This window comes from Streptomyces sp. NPDC043738 (assembly GCF_056436545.1).
The window spans coordinates 1-17,028 of sequence record NZ_JBWKCJ010000019.1 but is presented as its reverse complement, the minus strand read 5'-3'; the positions used below and the strand labels follow the sequence as shown (position 1 = coordinate 17,028).

Below are 17,028 nucleotides of genomic sequence, written 5' to 3'. Positions count from 1 at the left end.
CGGGGCCGGCGCCAACTGGCGGCCCGGGGCGAGCAGCCGTCACCCACGCGTCACCGCCGAAGTGGGCGTGCCGTCGGCAGACACCTCCCAGGGGTCCTCAGGACGACGAGTTGCCGGGTCGCCCGGGTCATCGCGACATAGCGGTCGACCGCTCCTTCGACGCCCTCGCCGAAGGCCTCCGGGTCGATGAGGACGACCAGGTCGAATTCGAGGCCCTTCGACAGCTCGGGGGTCAGCGAGCGGACACGGGGCGTCTCCCGGAACGTGCCGGTGTCCATGTCGCCGGCGCCGATGACGCAGGCGGTCCCTTCGGCATGCGCGTCGAGCCAGGCGCCGAGGACCGCGTCCAGATCCGCGACGGATCCGTGGACGACGGGGACGCCGGCGCCGCGGATGGAGGTCGGCACATTGGCGTCCGGGAGCGCGGCCCGGATGACCGGCTCGGCCTCGGCCATGACCTCTTCAGGCGTCCGGTAGTTGATGCTCAGGGACGCCACGTCGATCCGGTCCAGCCCGATCCGCTCCAGCCGCTCCCGCCACGTCTCGGTGAACCCGTGCCTGGCCTGGGCGCGGTCCCCGACGATGGTGAAGCTCCGCGACGGGCAGCGCAGCAGCAGCATCTGCCACTGTGCGTCGGTCAGCTCCTGCGCCTCGTCCACGACGATGTGCGCGAACGGGCCCGCCAGAAGATCCGGTTCGGCGGTGGGCAGTTCGTCCTCGTTGACCAGGCTGACCCGGGCGTCCTCGCCGCGCAGCATCGTCACCAGGCCTTCGCCGTCGTCGCCGTCGGCGCCGGAGTCGGCCGCGGCCTGGATCAGGTTGTCGACGACCTGCGTCATCTGCGCGCGCTGGGCGGCGAGGGCGGCCTCCTGCCGGCGCCTGCGGCGGGCCGCCTCCGGGTCGCCCAGGCGCTGCCGCGCCGCGTCCAGGAGCGGCAGGTCACAGACGGTCCAGGCCTGGGGGGCTTCCTTGCGCTGCAGCCTGCGCACCTCGTCGCGGCCGAGCCAGGGAGCGCACATCCGCAGGTAGGCGGGGACCGACCACAGGTCCCCGACGAGGTCGGCCGCTTCGAGCAGCGGCCAGGCGCGGTGGAGCGTGGTGACCAGCTCTTCGTCGTGCCGCAGCGACCGTTGGAACGACTCGGGCGAGACCTCGTCGCCGTCGTACTTGGCCAGCAGGATCGCGACCAGCTCCGCCCAGATCTGCTCGCGGGCCTCGTTGTGCGGCGTACCCGGTTCCGGTGCGCCGAACGCCTCGGCCCAGTCCTCGGCGCTCAGCCAGATGTCGGCCCAGTCGGTCGTGACCGTCATCCCCTCGGCGGGCGGCTCCTCGTAGAACCTGACAGCCGTCTCGATCGCCTTCACCATGTCCGCGGACGACTTCAGCCGGGCCACCTCCGGGTCGGCCTCGATCGCCGCCCCGGCCCCCTCGGCGACGAGGTCGCGCAGGGTGCAGGTCCGCACGCCCTCCTCTCCGAGGCTGGGCAGGACGTCGGCGACGTAGGCCAGGTAGGGCTGGTGCGGACCGACGAACAGCACACCGCCGCGACGACGGCCCAGGCGCGGGTCGGAGTAGAGGAGGTAGGCGGAGCGGTGCAGGGCGACGACGGTCTTGCCGGTGCCCGGACCGCCGTCGACGACCAGCGCGCCGCGGGACCCCGCCCGGATGACGGCGTCCTGGTCGGCCTGGATGGTCCCGAGCACATCGCGCATCCGGGGCGACCGGTTGGCGCCCAGACTGGCGATGAAGGCGGACTGGTCGTCGAGCGCGGCGTGGCCGGCGAACCCGTCCGAGGTGAACACCTCGTCCCAGTAGTCGCTGATCCGGCCGCCGGTCCAGCGGTACCTGCGGCGGCTCGCCAGACCCATCGGGTGGGCGTGGGTGGCCGCGAAGAACGGCTCGGCCGCGGGGGAGCGCCAGTCGACCAGCAGCCGACGCCCCTCACTGTCCGTCAGGCCGAGGCGTCCGACGTACACGGGCTCGGGGTGCTCCGCGCCGACCATGTGTCCCAGGCACAGGTCCAGCCCGAAGCGGCGCAGTGCGCGCAGGCGAGCGGTCAGCCGGTGGATCTCGGTGTCCCGGTCCATCGCCTGCCGCCCGATGCCGCCGGGCGCCCTGCGCTCGGCGTCGAGGCGGTCGGACACCTCGGCGATGGCCTGGTCGAGGCTCTCCGCGACGGCCGCGAAGTGCTGCTCGTCGGCGGCGATCAGCGCCGGGTCGGCCTTGGGACGGAGACGGTCGGGAAGGTCGAACGCGCTGGTGGTCAGGGGGTTCATGGCGTCAGCATTTCCTCGGGCTGGGGCTGTGGCCTGCGATTTTGCGGTATGACCGGGGCCTTGCCGCAAGCCCCCCGGTGCGCTATACGTTGAGAGTGGCGAGGAGTGGGTGCTCCTCCTTGCCGCCCCTCCTCCCTCTCCTCCCCCTCCCGTTGCGCCCCGGTGGCCTCGGCTCGGTGCGCGGCCGTACCGGTCACCGGTTGACGGTTACCGGTGTCTTACGGAAGCGGGCCCGGCCTCGCACGGCGGTGGGCGCTGGTGTTGGCTGTAGCCATGACGCATCCGCCCAGAAGGGCACGCTGACGCCGTGCACCGCGCCACTCCGCCCCCCACTCCCCCGCCCGTCCCCGCCAACGGGCCGCCGCGCCGCGTCCTGGTCGTCGAGGACGACCCGACCGTCGCCGAGGTCGTCACCGGCTACCTCTCCCGGGCCGGCTACACCACCGCGCACGCCGCCGACGGTTTCGCCGCCCTCGACCGGGCGGCGGAGTTCCGCCCGCATCTGGTCGTCCTCGACCTGATGCTGCCGGGCATCGACGGCCTGGAGGTCTGCCGCCGGCTGCGCCGCGCCGACGGCGGCCCGGCGCTGCCGGTGGTGATGCTGACGGCGCGCGGCGAGGAGGCGGACCGCATCCTCGGCCTGGAGCTGGGCGCGGACGACTATGTGACCAAGCCGTTCAGCCCGCGGGAGCTGGTGCTGCGGATCGGTTCGGTGCTGCGCCGCGCGGAGTCCGCGCCGCCGGCCGCCGCGCCCGCCGCCGTACTGCGGGCCGGTGACCTCCTCGCCGACCCCGGCGGGCGGCGGGCCCACCGAGCGGGACGTGAACTCTCCCTCACCGCCCGGGAGTTCGAGCTACTGGTCTTCCTGATGCGCAACCCGGGGAGGGTCTTCTCCCGTGAGGAACTGCTGCACCGGGTCTGGGGCTGGGAGTTCGGCGATCTGTCGACGGTGACCGTACATGTGCGGCGGCTGCGCGAGAAGATCGAGGCGGACCCGGCGGCACCGCGGCTGGTGACGACGGTCTGGGGCGCCGGCTACCGCTTCGACCCGGCGGAGGGCGAGCCGCAGTGATGACGGACTTCCTGGTCATCGTGGCGCTGGCGGCGCTCGGCGCGGCGCTGGCGGGGCTGCTGGCCGCGCCCGCGGTGCGGGCGCTGCGGCGGCGCTCGGTCGCGCTGTCGCTGTTCGCGGTGGCGGCGCTGGCGGTGGCCGCGATGGCGGCGGGGACGGTGGCGGTCGCCCAGGCGATGTTTCTGTCCGGGCACGACCTGGGCGTGGTGATGGCCGTGGTCGCGGTCTCCGGGGTGGTGTCGCTGGCGGCCGCGCTGCTCTTCGGGCGGCGGATCGCGGCGGGCAGCAGGGAGCTGGCGCGATCGGCCCGTACGGTCGGCAGTGCGGGCGGATTCGTGGCGCCCGCCGAGCCGCCGACGGCCGAACTGGCGGCGCTGTCCAGGGCGTTGGAGGAGACCAGTGGACGGCTCGCCGAGGCACGGGAGCGGGAGCGGGCGCTGGACGCCTCCCGGCGCGAGCTGATCGCCGGGATCTCGCACGATCTGCGGACGCCGCTCGCGGGGCTGCGGGCGATGGCCGAGGCGCTGGAGGACGGCGTCGCCGAGGACACCGCCCGCTACCACTCCCGGATGCGGATCGAGGTGGAGCGGCTGGCCGCGATGGTCGACGACCTCTTCGAACTGTCCCGTATCCAGGCCGGGGCGCTGGCCCTGACGTTCTCCCGGGTGTCGGTGTACGACCTGGTGGACGACGCGCTGGCGGGGGCCCGGCCGCTGGCCCGGGCGCGCGGGGTGCGGCTGGTGGACGGCGGGGTGCTGCCGCTGCCGGTGCGGGTGGACGCCCAGCAGATCACCCGGGTGCTGGGAAACCTGCTGGTCAACGCGATCCGTGCGACGCCGGCCGACGGCACGGTGGCGGTCAGCGCACGGCACGAGGAGGGCCGGGTGGTGCTCGCGGTCGAGGACGGCTGCGGCGGCATCCCGCCGGAGGATCTGGCCCGGGTCTTCGACACCGGCTGGCGCGGCGGCAGTGCGCGTACCCCGCGGGCGGACGGCGAGGGCGGCGCGGGGCTGGGGCTGGCGATCGTGCGCGGCATCGTGGTGGCGCACGACGGCCGGGCGACGGTGCGCAACGCCGGCGCGGGCTGCCGTTTCGAGGTCACCCTGCCCTCGGCCGAGGCGCCGGCGGAGCCTCAGCCGGAGCCGCCGGCGGTCTGAGTCGCCGCTTCGGGGTCGGCGCGGCGGGTGGGCAGGTCGCGGACGGTCCGGACCGGTGAGAAGAGCAGGATCAGGGCAGCCAGCGGAACGCCGGCGGTGGTGATCCACATGGCGGTGCGGACACCGAGGGCGGAGCCGAGCGCGCCGCCGAGCAGCGCCCCCAGTGGCAGGGTGCCGTAGTTGAGGAACGCGCTGCCGGCCACCACCCGGCCGAGCAGCGGCGGCGGGCAGTAGCCCTGCTGGAAACCCACCTTGAGGATGTTGCCGGCCACCACCCCGGCGGAGACGCCGAAGCCGCCGGCGACGCACAGCAGTGCCCCGGCGCCCGGGGAGGCCAGCGGGATGAGCAACGCCGTGCAGGGAATGCCGAGTTCGCACAGCAGCATGGCGCGGGCGGTACCGAGCCGGCCGGCGGTGCGGCGTACCACGAAGGCGCCCGCGACACCGCCGGTGCCGGCCAGCGCCAGCAGTCCGCCGACCGCGCCGGGTGCCAGGCCGACCTCGCGGAGGAGGGACTGGTAGCCCATGAGCGCGAGGTTGGAGGTGGCGCCGAAGAGGGTCAGGGTGCGAAACCACCGGTCTCCGGCGACCAGCCGCAGCCCCTCGACGACCTCGCCGGTCAGCGACCGCGCCGGGCGGCCGGCGGCCTCGGGGGGCGGTTCGCGGTGCCGGATGCCGAGCAGGCACAGCAGCGCGACGAGGAAGGTGGCGGCGTGGGCGAACAAGCCGTTGACGGCGCCGGCGAGTTGAGCGATGAGGCCGCCCGCCCCCTGGCCGGCGAGCTGCGCCGCCGAGGCGCTGCCGTGCAGCTTGGCGTTGCCCTCGGGCAGGTCGGCCGGCGCGAGCAGGGTGGGCAGGTAGGCGCTGTACGCGGTCTGGAAGACCACCGCGGCGGCGCCGGTCAGCAGGGCCACGGCGAGCAGCGACCCGAGCCCCAGACTGCCGGACCGGGCCAGCAGCGGTACGGCGGCGAGGAGCAGCAGCGACAGCGCGGCGGAGGCCAGCATGAGGGGGCGGCGGGGCAGGCGGTCCACCCATGCCCCGACCGGGAGGCCGATCAGCAGCCAGGGCAGCCAGCCGCAGGCGCCGAGCAGTCCGACCTCGAAGGTGGAGGCGTGCAGGACGGAGACCGCCACCAGCGGCATCGCCACGCCGGTGACCGCCGCGCCGAACCTGCCCGCCGTCTCCCCGCACCACAGCAGCCTGAAGTCGCGGTGCCGGCGCAGCAGTCCGCTCATCCGCCGTGCCGTTCCCGGCGGGGAAAGGACTGCAGCTGGACGAGGACCGGGCGGGCCTCCTCGCCGGCCGTGCCCGCCGGGTCGGGGTCCGGGTTCCGGTACCGGTCGATGACCTGCTCCAACTCGGCGTTCAGAGCCTGGAGTTGCCGTGGGGTCAGGCGGAGGTCCTGGCGACGGAGGAGGGTGCCGGCGTCGCGCCAGTACGGCTCCCAGTCCTCGGCGAGGTAGGTGGTGACCTGCTCGAAGTCCCGCTGGACGGTTTCGTGCAGATAGACCGACAGGGGGCCGCGGCTGTCGGGGTCGTCGCGGAAGTCGTTGGTGTCGAGGCGGCGGGCCGCCTGGACGGCCTTCCACCAGCGCTCCCGTTTGGTGCCGCGGCCGGTCTCCTCCTCGATGAAGCCGTGGTCGGCGAGGTGGCGCAGATGCCAGCTGACCGTGCCGGTGTTCTCGCCGAGGCGGCGGCCGAGTCCGGTGGCGGTGTCCGGGCCGTCGAGGGCCAGCAGGTCCAGGATGCGCATCCGCAGGGGGTGGGCCAGGCCGCGGAGGCTGCGGGCATCCATGCGGCGCACGGGACGGGCGGCGGGTGGCGCATCGGGGACCGGGGGCTGCTGCGGGACATCGCTCATGGGTGCCAGCGTAGAGTTGCAGAGACTTCTCTGCATAGTGTTCTCTGCAGAGAAGTCCCTGTGTTTCGTTCGGCAACTCGGCCACGGCTACGGTGACTTGTCCTCCGGCTCCCACAGCGGATGCTCGCGCGCGGCCCATCGGGCGTCGACCGAGCCGGTGCGCATCCCGCGGCGGGACTCGGGATCGCCGTACGCCTTGCCGACGTGGCCGGCGATCACGAGGACCAGGGCGAGGGCGAGCCAGTCGTGCACGAAGGTGGCGCCGGTGCGCCACGCCAGGGGCGCGATGGGGGTCCCCCCTGCTCGAGCGAAGCCGAGGGCCTGGGGGAGGGTGGACCACATCAGCAGGCCGGTGCCCAGCATCACCAAGGCCGCGCCGGCGAGCCAGGCGGCGTACAGCTTCTGGCCGGCGTTGAACTTGCCGGCCGGGCGGTCCCCTCGGCGGCGGACCGCGGCACGCAGCCAGCGGCGGTCGTGCGGGCCGAAGCGGTTGAGGCGGCGGAGGTCGGCGCGCAGGGCACGGGAGGCCAGGCCCAGCAGCAGGGGGACGGGCAGCAGCAGGCCGGACCATTCGTGGACGGTCACCATCAGGGCGCGGCGGCCGACGAGTTGGGCGAGGAAGGGGAGGTAGAGGCAGCCCGCGGTGAGGACGCAGACGGCCATGAGGGTGGCGGTGGCGCGGTGCACCCGGCGTTCGGCGCGGGTGAAGCGCGGCACCCGGGGGCGGGCCGCGGTCCGCTCAGGTGGTCGGGGCATCGTCGCGTCCGTTCGACCGGCCGACCCAGGCGTCGACGTCATATCCGCGCTCCTCCCAGTAGCCGGGCCGGACCCGGTCGGTGACGGTGATGCGGGAGAGCCACTTCGCCGACTTGTAGAAGTACATGGGCGCGACGTAGAGGCGCACCGGTCCGCCGTGGTCGTGGCCGAGCGGCCGGTCCTGCATCCGCAGCGCGACCAGGACGTCGTCGCGGCGGGCCTGTTCGAGGGTGAGGGACTCGCGGTAGGTGCCGTCGAAGCAGGTGAAGTGGACGGCCCCGGCCTCGGGGCGGACGCCGGCGGCGTCGAGGAGGGTGGCCAGGCGTACGCCCTCGAAGGAGGTGTGCGGCACCCGCCAGCCGGTGACGCACTGCACGTCGCGCACGAGCCGGGTCTGGGGCAGCGCGCGCAGGTCGGCGAGGCGGTAGCCGGTGGGGCGCCGTACCAGGCCGTCGAGGGTGAGGCGGTAGCCGCGCTCGTCCTTGCGCGGTACGGAGCCGGTCACCGAGTAGTAGCGGAAGCCGCCGCCGGCCGGGAGCAGTCCGGACAGGCCGGTGGGGTCCTTTTGGGCGGCGGCGCCGATGGTGCTGTCGTAGGCGCGCTGCAGGAGGGGAGCGGCGGCGACGCCGGCGGCGCCGGCCGCGAGCATGCCGAGCAGCACGCGGCGCCCTACGGGGGTGCCGCGCCCGTCCTCGCCGTCGTGGTCCGCCGAGCGGGCCGGATTCGGGTCCTGGGTCACCCCTCGATTCGAGCACCGCGCGCGCTCCGGGGCCAGCGTCCGGGCATGGGCGTCAGACTTTCGTCATCGTCCTCGGCCCCCGCGGGGTCAGCGGTCCGCGTGGCGGCGGGCCCGGCGCAGGGCGGTGTCGCGGGCGGCCTGGAAGGCGCCTTCGGCGTCGCGGCCCGCGTACGACCACGGCGCACGCGTCAGGTGCGGGCCGATGCGCTGGAAGAGGGCGGCGGCCTCGGCCATCCTCCCCTCGTGGAACGTCGCGTGCGCGAGGAAGTTGAGGTCGACCTTGCCGCGCGGATGGTCCTCGCCCTCCCACTCCAGCCACCAGTCGAAGGCGGACCGCAGGAGCCGGCGGGCACGACGGGTGGACCAGTGGCCGGAGTCCGCGGGGTCGGGGGGCTCCAGGCCGGCGGCGGCCCGTACGCGGTAGCGCTCGGCGTGGGCGACGACGGGGAGCAGGGCCAGTGGGGAGTCGGCGGGGGCGCGGGCCGCGGCCCGGGCGGCGAACGCGTCGACCGGGTGCGCCGGGTCGTCGGCGCCGGCCGGCTGCTGCTCGGCCAGGCAGGCCGCCATCAGGTGGTGGGCATGGTGGTGGTCGGGGTGGCGGGCCCGTATCTGGCGGAAGGCATGGGCGCGGGCCTGTGGGGTGCCGGTGCGGCGGGCGAGGACCAGCGCGCCCAGCCAGGGGGTGGGGTCGTCGGGCAGCATCCGGGCGGCGGCCGCGCAGGCCTCGGCGGCGGCGGCGACACCGGCCTCGCCGCGCAGGGCGAGCCGGACGGTGGCGAGAGCCACGAGCGTGGCGGCGTCGCCGCTGTCCGGCTCGGCGAGCCGCCAGTCGCCGGCCCAGGCGGCGCTGCCGGGGCAGCCGGCCAGGACCGTTAATCGGTGTCCGCGCCGGTCCCAGTCCGCGCCGGTCTCGGCCAGCAGGGTACGCACCCGGGCCCACTGGCCGAGCGCCAGCGCATCGGCGGCGATGGCCAGTTGGGTGTCGTCCAGGGCCGGCGCGAGGACCGGTGCGTCCGGGCAGCGGGCGCGGCGCAGGGCCGGCGGGGTGGCCGAGGGCAAGGGGGAAGGGGACATCGAAGTCACGGGTCAGGGGGCTCCATGGCGCGCCGCGCCGACCGGGCACCGCACCGTCGTCAGGGGGTGGGGCCCGATACGCACGCGCCTGTGCAGAGGGTGACGGACTGGTCCGCACCAGTCATCACCCACAGCAAAGCGCTACGCAGAGCTCCGCGTCAAGGCGGGAAGGGGAATGGCCGGATCCGCCAACTTCCCTTCCGCATCACGGGATTGGCCGGCCACCTGCCGGAATCCGCTCTCCTCCCGTCAGGCCACCGCCCGGGCCGCCGCCCGGCCCGCCGTACGCCCGGAGAAGAGGCAGCCCCCGAGGAAGGTGCCCTCCAGCGAGCGGTATCCGTGCACCCCACCGCCGCCGAACCCGGCCGCCTCGCCCGCCGCGTAGACGCCGGGAAGAGGGGCGCCGCCGTCGGCCAGCACCCGCGAGGAGAGGTCGGTCTCCAGGCCGCCGAGCGTCTTGCGGGTGAGGATGTTCAGCCGTACGGCGATCAGCGGGCCGGCCTTGGGGTCGAGCAGCCGGTGCGGGGCCGCGGTGCGGATCAGCCGGTCGCCCAGGTACTTGCGGGCCCCGCGCACGGCGGTCACCTGGAGGTCCTTGGTGAAGGAGTTGGTGATCTCGCGGTCGCGGGCCACGATCTCGTCGCGCAGCGCGGCCTCGTCGATCAGCGGCTCCTCGGTCAGCGCGTTCATCCGCCGTACGAGGTCGGTCAGCGAACGCTCGACGACGAAGTCCGCACCGTGGTCCATGAACGCCCGCACCGGCCCCGGCGCACCGGAACGGGCCCGGCCCAGGACCTCGCGGATGCTCTTTCCGGTCAGGTCCGGGTTCTGCTCCGAGCCGGAGAGCGTGAACTCCTTCTCGATGATCTTCCGGGTGAGCACGAACCAGGTGTGGTCATGGCCCGTACGCATGATGTGTTCGAGCGTGCCGAGGGTGTCGAAGCCGGGGAACAGCGGCACCGGCAGCCGCTTGCCGCGGGCGTCCAGCCACAGCGGGGACGGGCCCGACAGGATCCGGATGCCGTGCATCGGCCAGATCGGGTTCCAGTTGTCGATGCCCTCGGTGTAGTGCCACATCCGGTCGCGGTTGATCAGGCGGCCGCCGGCGCCCTCGGCGATGCCCAGCATCTCGCCGTCCACATGCGCGGGTACGCCCGACAGCATCCGCCGCGGGGGTGTGCCCAGTCGTTCGGGCCAGTTGGCGCGCACCAGCTCGTGGTTGCCGCCGATACCGCCCGAGGTGACGATCACGGCCTGCGCCCTGAGCTCGAAGGCGCCGGCCACCTCGCGGCTGCTGGGTCTGCCGCGGGACACGTCCGAGGGCTCGAGGATCTCGCCGCTGACCGTGTCCACGCTGCCGGCGCTGCGCGAGAGCCCGGTGACGCGGTGCCTGAAGCGCAGGTCGACCAGACCGCGGGCGGCCCCGGCCCGCACCCGGCGCTCGAACGGCGCGACCAGGCCGGGCCCGGTGCCCCAGGTGACGTGGAAGCGGGGGACGGAGTTGCCGTGCCCGGTCGCGTCGTAGCCGCCGCGCTCGGCCCAGCCGACGACGGGGAAGAACCGCACGCCCTGCCGGTGCAGCCAGGAGCGCTTCTCCCCGGCGGCGAAGTCGACGTACGCCTCGGCCCACTTGCGCGGCCAGTGGTCCTCCGGACGGTCGAAGCCGGCCGTGCCCAGCCAGTCCTGCCAGGCGAGGGCGTGGCTGTCGCGGATCCGCAGCCGGCGCTGCTCGGGCGAGTCCACCAGGAAGAGGCCGCCGAAGGACCAGTGCGCCTGCCCGCCGAAGGACTGCTCGGGCTCCTGGTCGAGCAGGATCACCGTGCGCCCGGCGTCCACCAGTTCCGCGGTGGCCGCCAGCCCCGCGAGCCCCGCTCCGATCACGATCACATCAGCGTCGTACGCCATCTCTGCATCTCCTCACCGGGGCACGCCGGCGCGCACCGGCCGCCGTGGTGGAACGATCCTCAGCGCGCCCGACCGCCGCGTCAACCGTTTGATTACCGCGCAGTACGCGGGGGCGCGCGGGAGAATGGGCAGTGATCAGGGCCACCCATCCCCCGCCGCCGGATGGCTGTCCTCAGGCGCATCCCCCGCCCCGCGTGATACGAGGTGTGCGACGTGACGGTGATACTGCTCGCCCTCGGAGCGGCCTGCTGTCTGGGGTCGGGCTTCGTGCTCCAGCAGGCCGCGGCGCAGCGCGCGCCGATGAAGGACTACCTCTCCCTGCGACTGCTGCTGGACCTGGTGCGGATGCCGGTGTGGCTGGCCGGTATCGGGCTGATGGTGGTCGGGATGGCGCTCGGCGCGCTGGCGCTGGGGATGGGCGACATCACTCTGGTGGAGCCGCTGCTGGCGACCAATCTGCTGTTCGCGATGGCGCTGTCCCGGCGGCTGACCCGGCAGCGGCTCGGCCGCACCGGGTGGGCCGGGCTGTGGCTGCTGGCGGGCGGGGTCACCGCCTTCATCGTGGCCGGCCAGCCGCAGGGCGGGTCCAGGAGCCCCGATCACCTGTGGCAGTGGCTGATCATGGGGATGGTGCTGGGCACCGCCCTGCTGCTGGCGGCCGTCGCCAAACGGGAGCGGACCCATGTGAGCCTGGAGGCCGCGCTGCTGGGCATCGCGGCGGGCCTGGTCTACGGCGTGCAGGACGCGCTGACCCGGATCAGCGGTGACCACTTCGAACGGGGCGGCTGGCCGGCGCTGGTGACCAGTTGGCAGCCGTACGCCATCGTCGTGCTCGGGGTGCTGGCGCTGGTCATGGTGCAGAGCGCCTTCGAATCGGCGCCGCTGCGGCTGTCGCTGCCGGCGCTGACCGCCGCCCAGCCGCTGGCCGGGATCGCCTGCGGGGTGGGCTTCCTCGGCGACCGGCTGCAGGTGACGGCGGGGGCGCTGGTGTGGGAGGTGGCCGGGATCATGGCCGTCGTCGCGGGCATCGTCCTGATCGGCACCCATCCGGCGATGCCGCCGGGAACGGGCCGGACCGAGGACGCGGTGGAGATGCAGCCGCGCTGACGCGGCGGGTGAGGGTGCGCGGGAGCCGCGGCCCGACCGGGCGGGGTGGTGAGCCGCCGAGTCGCCCGCCCCCGGCGGGTGCGCGCCGCCCCTGTGGTGGTTGCATGGCCCCATGACCGATCAGCAACCGCTCAACGCGGACGAGATCCTCGACGTCGTCGACGAGAACGATCAGGTCGTGGGACAGGCCCCGCGCGGCGAGACCTACGCCCGCCGGATGCGCACCCGCTGCGCCTTCGTCCTCGTCCGGGACGACGAGGACCGGATCTTCGTACACCGCCGCACCCCGCACAAGCTCGTCTTCCCCTCCCACTACGACATGTTCGTGGGCGGGGTGGTCGGCGCCGGCGAGAGCTACGACGCGGCGGCGCTGCGCGAGGCGGAGGAGGAGCTGGGCGTACAGGGTCTGCGGCAGCCCGAGCCGCTGTTCAAGTTCCTCTACGAGACCGCGGAGCACACCTGGTGGTCCGCGGTCTACCAGGTGCGCTGCACCCTGCCGGTCGCGCCGCAGGAGGCGGAGATCGACTGGCATGCGTTCCTGCCCGAGGAGGAGCTGATCCGGCGGCTCGACCAGTGGCCCTGGACGCCGGACGGCATGGCCGCGTACCGGCGGCTGCTGGAGCTGCGGGAGACGGGAGCGGTCTGATGCGACGGGCCGTGCGCCGGGCCGGCAATTAGGGTTTCGGCCATGATCCTCACCGACGGACTGCGGTCGGCCGTCGCGGCCGTGCGGCTGTGGTGCTCGCCCGCGCGGGTCCGCGAGGAGGGCGCGACCCCCGACTACCGCTTCTCGCTCGCCAATGAGCGCACCTTTCTCGCCTGGCTGCGCACCGGCCTGGCGCTGATCGGCGGCGGGTTCGCGGTGGACCAGTTCCTGCCCCGGCTGCACCCGGGCGTACGGCTGACCTTCACCGTCGTCCTGCTCGCGGGCGGGGCGCTGTGCGCGCTGCGGGCGGTCAACCACTGGGTGCGCTGCGAACGGGCGATGCGGCGCGGCGAGGACCTGCCGGTCTCCCGCTTCCCCACGGCGCTGGCGCTGGCCGTCGGGGTGCTCGGGGTGGCGGTGGCCGTGCTGGTCCTGCTGGGCTGGACCGGCTAGCCGATGGCGGGCGGAGCGCGGCCGGGCGGGCCGGGACCGCGGCCGGCGAGCGACCGGGATCCCGGACTACAGCCGGAGCGGACCAGGCTGGCCTGGCGGCGTACGACGCTGTCCGCCACGGCGATGGCGGTGCTGGCCGGCCGGCAGCTGCTGCGGAGCCGGGCGCCCGGACCGGTGGAGGCGGTGCTGGCGGTACTGACAGGGCTGCTGTGGCTCGCCTTCGTGGCACTCGCGCACCACCGGATGCGGGCGATGGCCACCGACCGCCCGCCCGGACTGCCGCCGCGGACCGCCCTGCTGCTGGTCGCCTGCACGCTCGCGGTGGCGCTGTGCGGCGCGGCGATACTGGTGCGGCCGGGGCGCTGAGACGCCCTGCCCCCACCGGGGCCGGCGGAGGTACCGTAACGCGACCCTCGCGGCGTCGGGGCGGACCGACTCGTGGCCGGCCGGTGGGTCGTGACGGACCATCGAGCAAGGGGGCAGAACCCTCATGGGTGACGCGAGCGCACCGACCACGGACGAGCCGTACCTCACCGAACTGGCCGCCGGCGTCCATGCCTACATCCAGCCGGACGGCGGCTGGTGCCTGAACAACGCCGGCTTCCTCACCGACGGCGACGCCACCCTGGTCGTGGACACCGCCGCCACCGAGCGCCGGGCCCGGCTGCTGCGCCGGCGGATCGCGGAGAGCGGCGCGCCGGCGCCGCGCACCGTGGTCAACACCCACCACCACGGTGACCACACCTACGGCAACGGCGTCTTCGCGCCCGAGGCGACGATCGTCGGGCACGCCGCCTGCCGCCGCGAGCTGCTGGCCGCCGGCCACCAGTTGCACGCGGTGTGGCCGCAGGTGGAGTACGGCGACGTCCGCCTGACCCCGCCCGAGGTGACGTACACCGACGAACTGACCCTGCACGTCGGCGGCATCGAGGCGCGGCTGATCCACCCGGGTGTGGCGCACACCCCCGGCGACACCCTCGTGTGGCTGCCCCGGCAGCGCGTCGTCTTCGCCGGGGACCTGGTCTTCCACGGCGGCACCCCGTTCGTCTTCATGGGGTCGCTGACCGGTTCGCTGCGCGCCCTCGAGCTGCTGCGCTCACTGGACGCCGAGACCGTCGTCCCCGGGCACGGTCCGCCGGCCGGCCCCGAGGTCTACGACGTCATCGAGCGCTATCTGCGGTTCGTCGGCCGGCTGGCGGAGGAGGGCCGGGCGGCCGGGCGGACGCCGCTGGAGGTGGCCCGGGCCGCGGATCTCGGGCCGTTCGCGGAGCTGGCGGAGAGCGAGCGGCTGGTGGCGAATCTGCACCGGGCGTACGCGGAGCTGGCGGGCGGGGAGCCGGGCGCACCGCTGGACCCGCTGGTGGGATTCGGCGACATGACGGTGATGAACGGCGGGGTGCCGGTGGCCTGTCACGCGTGAGCGGCGGCGGGCGAGCGGTGGCGGCGGTGGCGGTGGCGGTGGCGGAAAACCCTCCTCCGGGGCCGTGCGTGACCGACGACCCACGCACCGGCACTGGACTCCATACCGACTAGTCGGCATGATCGGGGCAGCGATCGACCGATGGACCGCCCACTGCGTTATGGAGGAGCACGATGAGCAAGGGCACGCCGCCCCCTCAGGCCCCGGGCCGGGAGGACCCTCCCGGCCTCGACCTGGCCCGATTGCGCGCGCACCTGGACCGGGAGCGGCCGGGGCTGGCCGGCGGCCCGCTGCGCGCGCAGCTGATCGAGGGCGGGCGGTCCAATCTCACCTACCGCGTCACCGACGGCGCGGCCTCCTGGGTCGTCCGCCGGCCGCCGCTCGGCCATGTGCTGGCCACCGCGCACGACATGCGGCGCGAGCACCGGGTGATCAGCGCGCTGCACGGCACTCCGGTGCCGGTGCCCGAGACGCTGCTGCTGTGCGAGGACGAGGCGGTGATCGGCGCGCCCTTCTATGTGATGGAGCTGGTCGAGGGCACCCCGTACCGCACGGCCGGCCAGCTCGCCCCGCTCGGCCCCGAGCGCACCCGGGCCGTGGTGCTCTCCCTGGTCGACACGCTCGTGGCGCTGCACGCCGTGGACCCCGAGGCCGCCGGGCTCGGCGACTTCGGCCGTCCGGAGGGCTTCTTGGAGCGTCAGCTGCGGCGCTGGGGCAAGCAGCTGAGCGCGTCGAAGAACCGCGACCTGCCGGGCATCGAGGAGCTGCACCAGGCGCTGGGCCGGGCGCTGCCCGCCTCGCCCGCGCCGGCCGTCGTGCACGGCGACTACCGCCTCGACAACGTCCTGGTGGGAGCCGATGACACCATCAAGGCCGTACTGGACTGGGAGATGTCCACGCTCGGCGATCCGCTGACCGACCTCGGCCTGCTGGTGATGTACAGCTCGGACCTGGGCCTGCCCGAGTCGCCGGTGAGCACCACCAGCGGCGCGCCCGGGCACCCGGCCCCCGAAGAGCTGATCGCGCGCTATGCCGCGGGCTCGGGCCGGGACACCTCCTCGATCGCCTGGTACACCGCCTTCGCCTGGTTCAAGCTCGCCGTGATCCTCGAGGGCATCCACTACCGCTTCACGCTCGGCCAGACCGTCGGCGCCGGGTTCGACCGGATCGGCGAACTCGTCCCCGTCTTCATCGACCGCGGACTCACCACCCTCAAGGAAGGCTGAGGCACCCATGGACTTCGCATTCGACGCCCGTACCGAGGAGCTGCGCGCACGGCTCCTGGCGTTCATGGACGAGCATGTGTATCCGGCCGAGGAGACCGCCCGCGAGCAGCGCGCCGCGCTCGCCTCGCCGTGGGACACCCCCGCGGTCGTGGAGGACCTCAAGGCCGAGGCCCGCCGGCAGGGGCTGTGGAACCTCTTCCTGCCGGACGCCGAGCACGGCGCCGGGCTGACCAATCTCCAGTACGCGCCGCTGGCCGAGATCACCGGCCGCAGCCCGCAGTTGGCGCCCACCGCGCTGAACTGCGCGGCACCGGACACCGGCAACATGGAGGTGCTGGCGCAGTTCGGCAACGAGGCGCAGCGGAAGCAGTGGCTGGAGCCGCTGCTGGCCGGCGAGATCCGGTCGGCGTTCGCGATGACCGAGCCGGAGGTGGCCTCGTCGGACGCCACCAACATCGAGACGCATATCGCCCGCGAGGGCGACGAATACGTCATCAACGGCCGCAAGTGGTACATCTCCGGGGCGATGAACCCGCTGTGCCAGATCTTCATCGTGATGGGCAAGACCGACCCGGACGGCGCCGACCTGCGCCGCCAGCAGTCGATGATCCTGGTGCCGCGCGACACCCCCGGCGTCGAGGTCAAGCGGGCCATGCAGGTCTACGGCTACGAGGACCACTGGCACGGCGGCCACGCCGAGGTGCTCTTCCACGACGTACGGGTGCCGGCGGGCAACCTGATCGGCGAGGAGGGCGGCGGCTTCGGCATCGCCCAGGCCCGGCTCGGCCCCGGCCGGATCCACCACTGCATGCGGCTGATCGGCATGGCCGAGCGCGCCATCGAGCTGATGTGCCGGCGCGCGGTGGCCCGTACGGCGTTCGGCAAGCCGCTGGCGCAGCAGGGTGTGGTCCAGGAGTGGATCGCGGACGCCCGGGTGGCGGTGGAGCAGCTGCGGCTGCTGGTGCTGAAGACCGCCTGGCTGATGGACACCGTCGGCAACAAGGGCGCGCACACCGAGATCCAGTCCATCAAGATCGCCACCCCGCGCACGGTCGTGGACATCCTCGACAAGGCGGTCCAGCTGCACGGCGCGGGCGGCGTCAGCCAGGACTTCCCGCTGGCCGAGCTGTGGGCCGGCGCGCGGACGCTGCGGCTGGCGGACGGCCCGGACGAGGTGCACCAGCGGTCGCTGGCGCGCCGTGAGCTCAAGAAGTACCTGTAGGCGCACAGCAGACGCCGACGGCGGGGGGGGGGGGGGGGGGGGGGGGGGGGGGGGGGGGGGGGGGGGGGGGGGGGGGGGGGGGGGGGGGGGGGGGGGGGGGGGGGGGGGGGG

At 74.3% G+C, this 17,028-nt stretch carries 16 protein-coding genes; 9 read left to right on the top strand and 7 right to left on the bottom strand.

Annotation, left to right across the window (positions count from 1 at the left end; translation table 11 throughout):
- Positions 1 to 50 precede the first annotated feature (50 nt).
- The gene (gene helR, locus AC0680_RS23755) at positions 51 to 2,276 is read right to left on the bottom strand and encodes an RNA polymerase recycling motor ATPase HelR (RefSeq protein ID WP_478632072.1); all 2,226 of its coding nucleotides are present in this window, start codon (positions 2,274 to 2,276) and stop codon (positions 51 to 53) included.
- Positions 2,277 to 2,583: 307 nt separating this feature from the next.
- Here helR and AC0680_RS23750 point away from each other — a divergent pair, with 307 nt between their 5' ends.
- Both AC0680_RS23750 and AC0680_RS23745 read left to right on the top strand, forming a co-directional pair.
- Positions 2,584 to 3,348 (top strand): response regulator transcription factor, encoded by a 765-nt coding sequence (locus AC0680_RS23750; protein WP_478632069.1) that lies wholly within the window; start codon positions 2,584 to 2,586, stop codon positions 3,346 to 3,348.
- On the top strand, positions 3,348 to 4,505 hold the full coding sequence (locus AC0680_RS23745) for a sensor histidine kinase (RefSeq protein WP_478632067.1): 1,158 nt from the start codon (positions 3,348 to 3,350) through the stop codon (positions 4,503 to 4,505). Before AC0680_RS23750 ends, AC0680_RS23745 begins: the two co-directional genes overlap by 1 nt.
- Here AC0680_RS23745 and AC0680_RS23740 read toward each other — a convergent pair.
- The 6 genes from AC0680_RS23740 to AC0680_RS23715 form a co-directional block, all read right to left on the bottom strand.
- Complete coding sequence (locus AC0680_RS23740) at positions 4,481 to 5,743, bottom strand: MFS transporter (protein ID WP_478632065.1); 1,263 nt, start codon at positions 5,741 to 5,743, stop codon at positions 4,481 to 4,483. The two genes, AC0680_RS23745 and AC0680_RS23740, sit on opposite strands and share 25 nt — an antisense overlap.
- The gene (locus tag AC0680_RS23735; protein ID WP_478632320.1) at positions 5,740 to 6,303 is read right to left on the bottom strand and encodes a helix-turn-helix domain-containing protein; all 564 of its coding nucleotides are present in this window, start codon (positions 6,301 to 6,303) and stop codon (positions 5,740 to 5,742) included. Before AC0680_RS23735 ends, AC0680_RS23740 begins: the two co-directional genes overlap by 4 nt.
- 153 nt (positions 6,304 to 6,456) lie before the next feature.
- A complete protein-coding gene (locus AC0680_RS23730; protein ID WP_478632063.1) occupies positions 6,457 to 7,125 on the bottom strand; it encodes a cytochrome b/b6 domain-containing protein in 669 nt (222 codons plus the stop codon).
- The gene (locus AC0680_RS23725) at positions 7,109 to 7,864 is read right to left on the bottom strand and encodes a molybdopterin-dependent oxidoreductase (RefSeq protein ID WP_478632061.1); all 756 of its coding nucleotides are present in this window, start codon (positions 7,862 to 7,864) and stop codon (positions 7,109 to 7,111) included. Before AC0680_RS23725 ends, AC0680_RS23730 begins: the two co-directional genes overlap by 17 nt.
- Before the next feature lie 87 nt (positions 7,865 to 7,951).
- Positions 7,952 to 8,938, bottom strand: coding sequence for a hypothetical protein (locus tag AC0680_RS23720; protein WP_478632318.1), 987 nt, complete (start codon positions 8,936 to 8,938; stop codon positions 7,952 to 7,954).
- A 249-nt stretch (positions 8,939 to 9,187) separates the two neighbouring features.
- A complete protein-coding gene (locus AC0680_RS23715) occupies positions 9,188 to 10,843 on the bottom strand; it encodes an FAD-binding dehydrogenase (RefSeq protein WP_478632060.1) in 1,656 nt (551 codons plus the stop codon).
- Between the two features lie 213 nt (positions 10,844 to 11,056).
- Here AC0680_RS23715 and AC0680_RS23710 point away from each other — a divergent pair, with 213 nt between their 5' ends.
- The 7 genes from AC0680_RS23710 to AC0680_RS23680 all read left to right on the top strand — a co-directional run bounded on the left by AC0680_RS23710 (position 11,057) and on the right by AC0680_RS23680 (position 16,917).
- On the top strand, positions 11,057 to 11,950 hold the full coding sequence (locus tag AC0680_RS23710; protein WP_478632058.1) for a DMT family transporter: 894 nt from the start codon (positions 11,057 to 11,059) through the stop codon (positions 11,948 to 11,950).
- A 112-nt stretch (positions 11,951 to 12,062) separates the two neighbouring features.
- Positions 12,063 to 12,596 (top strand): NUDIX hydrolase, encoded by a 534-nt coding sequence (locus AC0680_RS23705; RefSeq protein ID WP_478632056.1) that lies wholly within the window; start codon positions 12,063 to 12,065, stop codon positions 12,594 to 12,596.
- Positions 12,597 to 12,638: 42 nt separating this feature from the next.
- Positions 12,639 to 13,049 carry a YidH family protein gene (locus AC0680_RS23700; RefSeq protein WP_478632055.1) on the top strand — a complete coding sequence of 137 codons (411 nt, stop codon included), beginning with the start codon at positions 12,639 to 12,641 and terminating at the stop codon, positions 13,047 to 13,049.
- 3 nt (positions 13,050 to 13,052) lie between these two features.
- Positions 13,053 to 13,415 carry a DUF202 domain-containing protein gene (locus AC0680_RS23695; RefSeq protein ID WP_478632054.1) on the top strand — a complete coding sequence of 121 codons (363 nt, stop codon included), beginning with the start codon at positions 13,053 to 13,055 and terminating at the stop codon, positions 13,413 to 13,415.
- A 124-nt stretch (positions 13,416 to 13,539) separates the two neighbouring features.
- Entirely contained in the window at positions 13,540 to 14,469 is a 930-nt protein-coding gene (locus AC0680_RS23690) for an MBL fold metallo-hydrolase (protein WP_478632052.1), read from the top strand.
- Between the two features lie 173 nt (positions 14,470 to 14,642).
- On the top strand, positions 14,643 to 15,695 hold the full coding sequence (locus AC0680_RS23685; RefSeq protein ID WP_478632049.1) for a phosphotransferase family protein: 1,053 nt from the start codon (positions 14,643 to 14,645) through the stop codon (positions 15,693 to 15,695).
- A gap of 7 nt (positions 15,696 to 15,702) precedes the next feature.
- Positions 15,703 to 16,917 (top strand): acyl-CoA dehydrogenase family protein, encoded by a 1,215-nt coding sequence (locus tag AC0680_RS23680; RefSeq protein ID WP_478632047.1) that lies wholly within the window; start codon positions 15,703 to 15,705, stop codon positions 16,915 to 16,917.
- Positions 16,918 to 17,028: the final 111 nt, after the last annotated feature.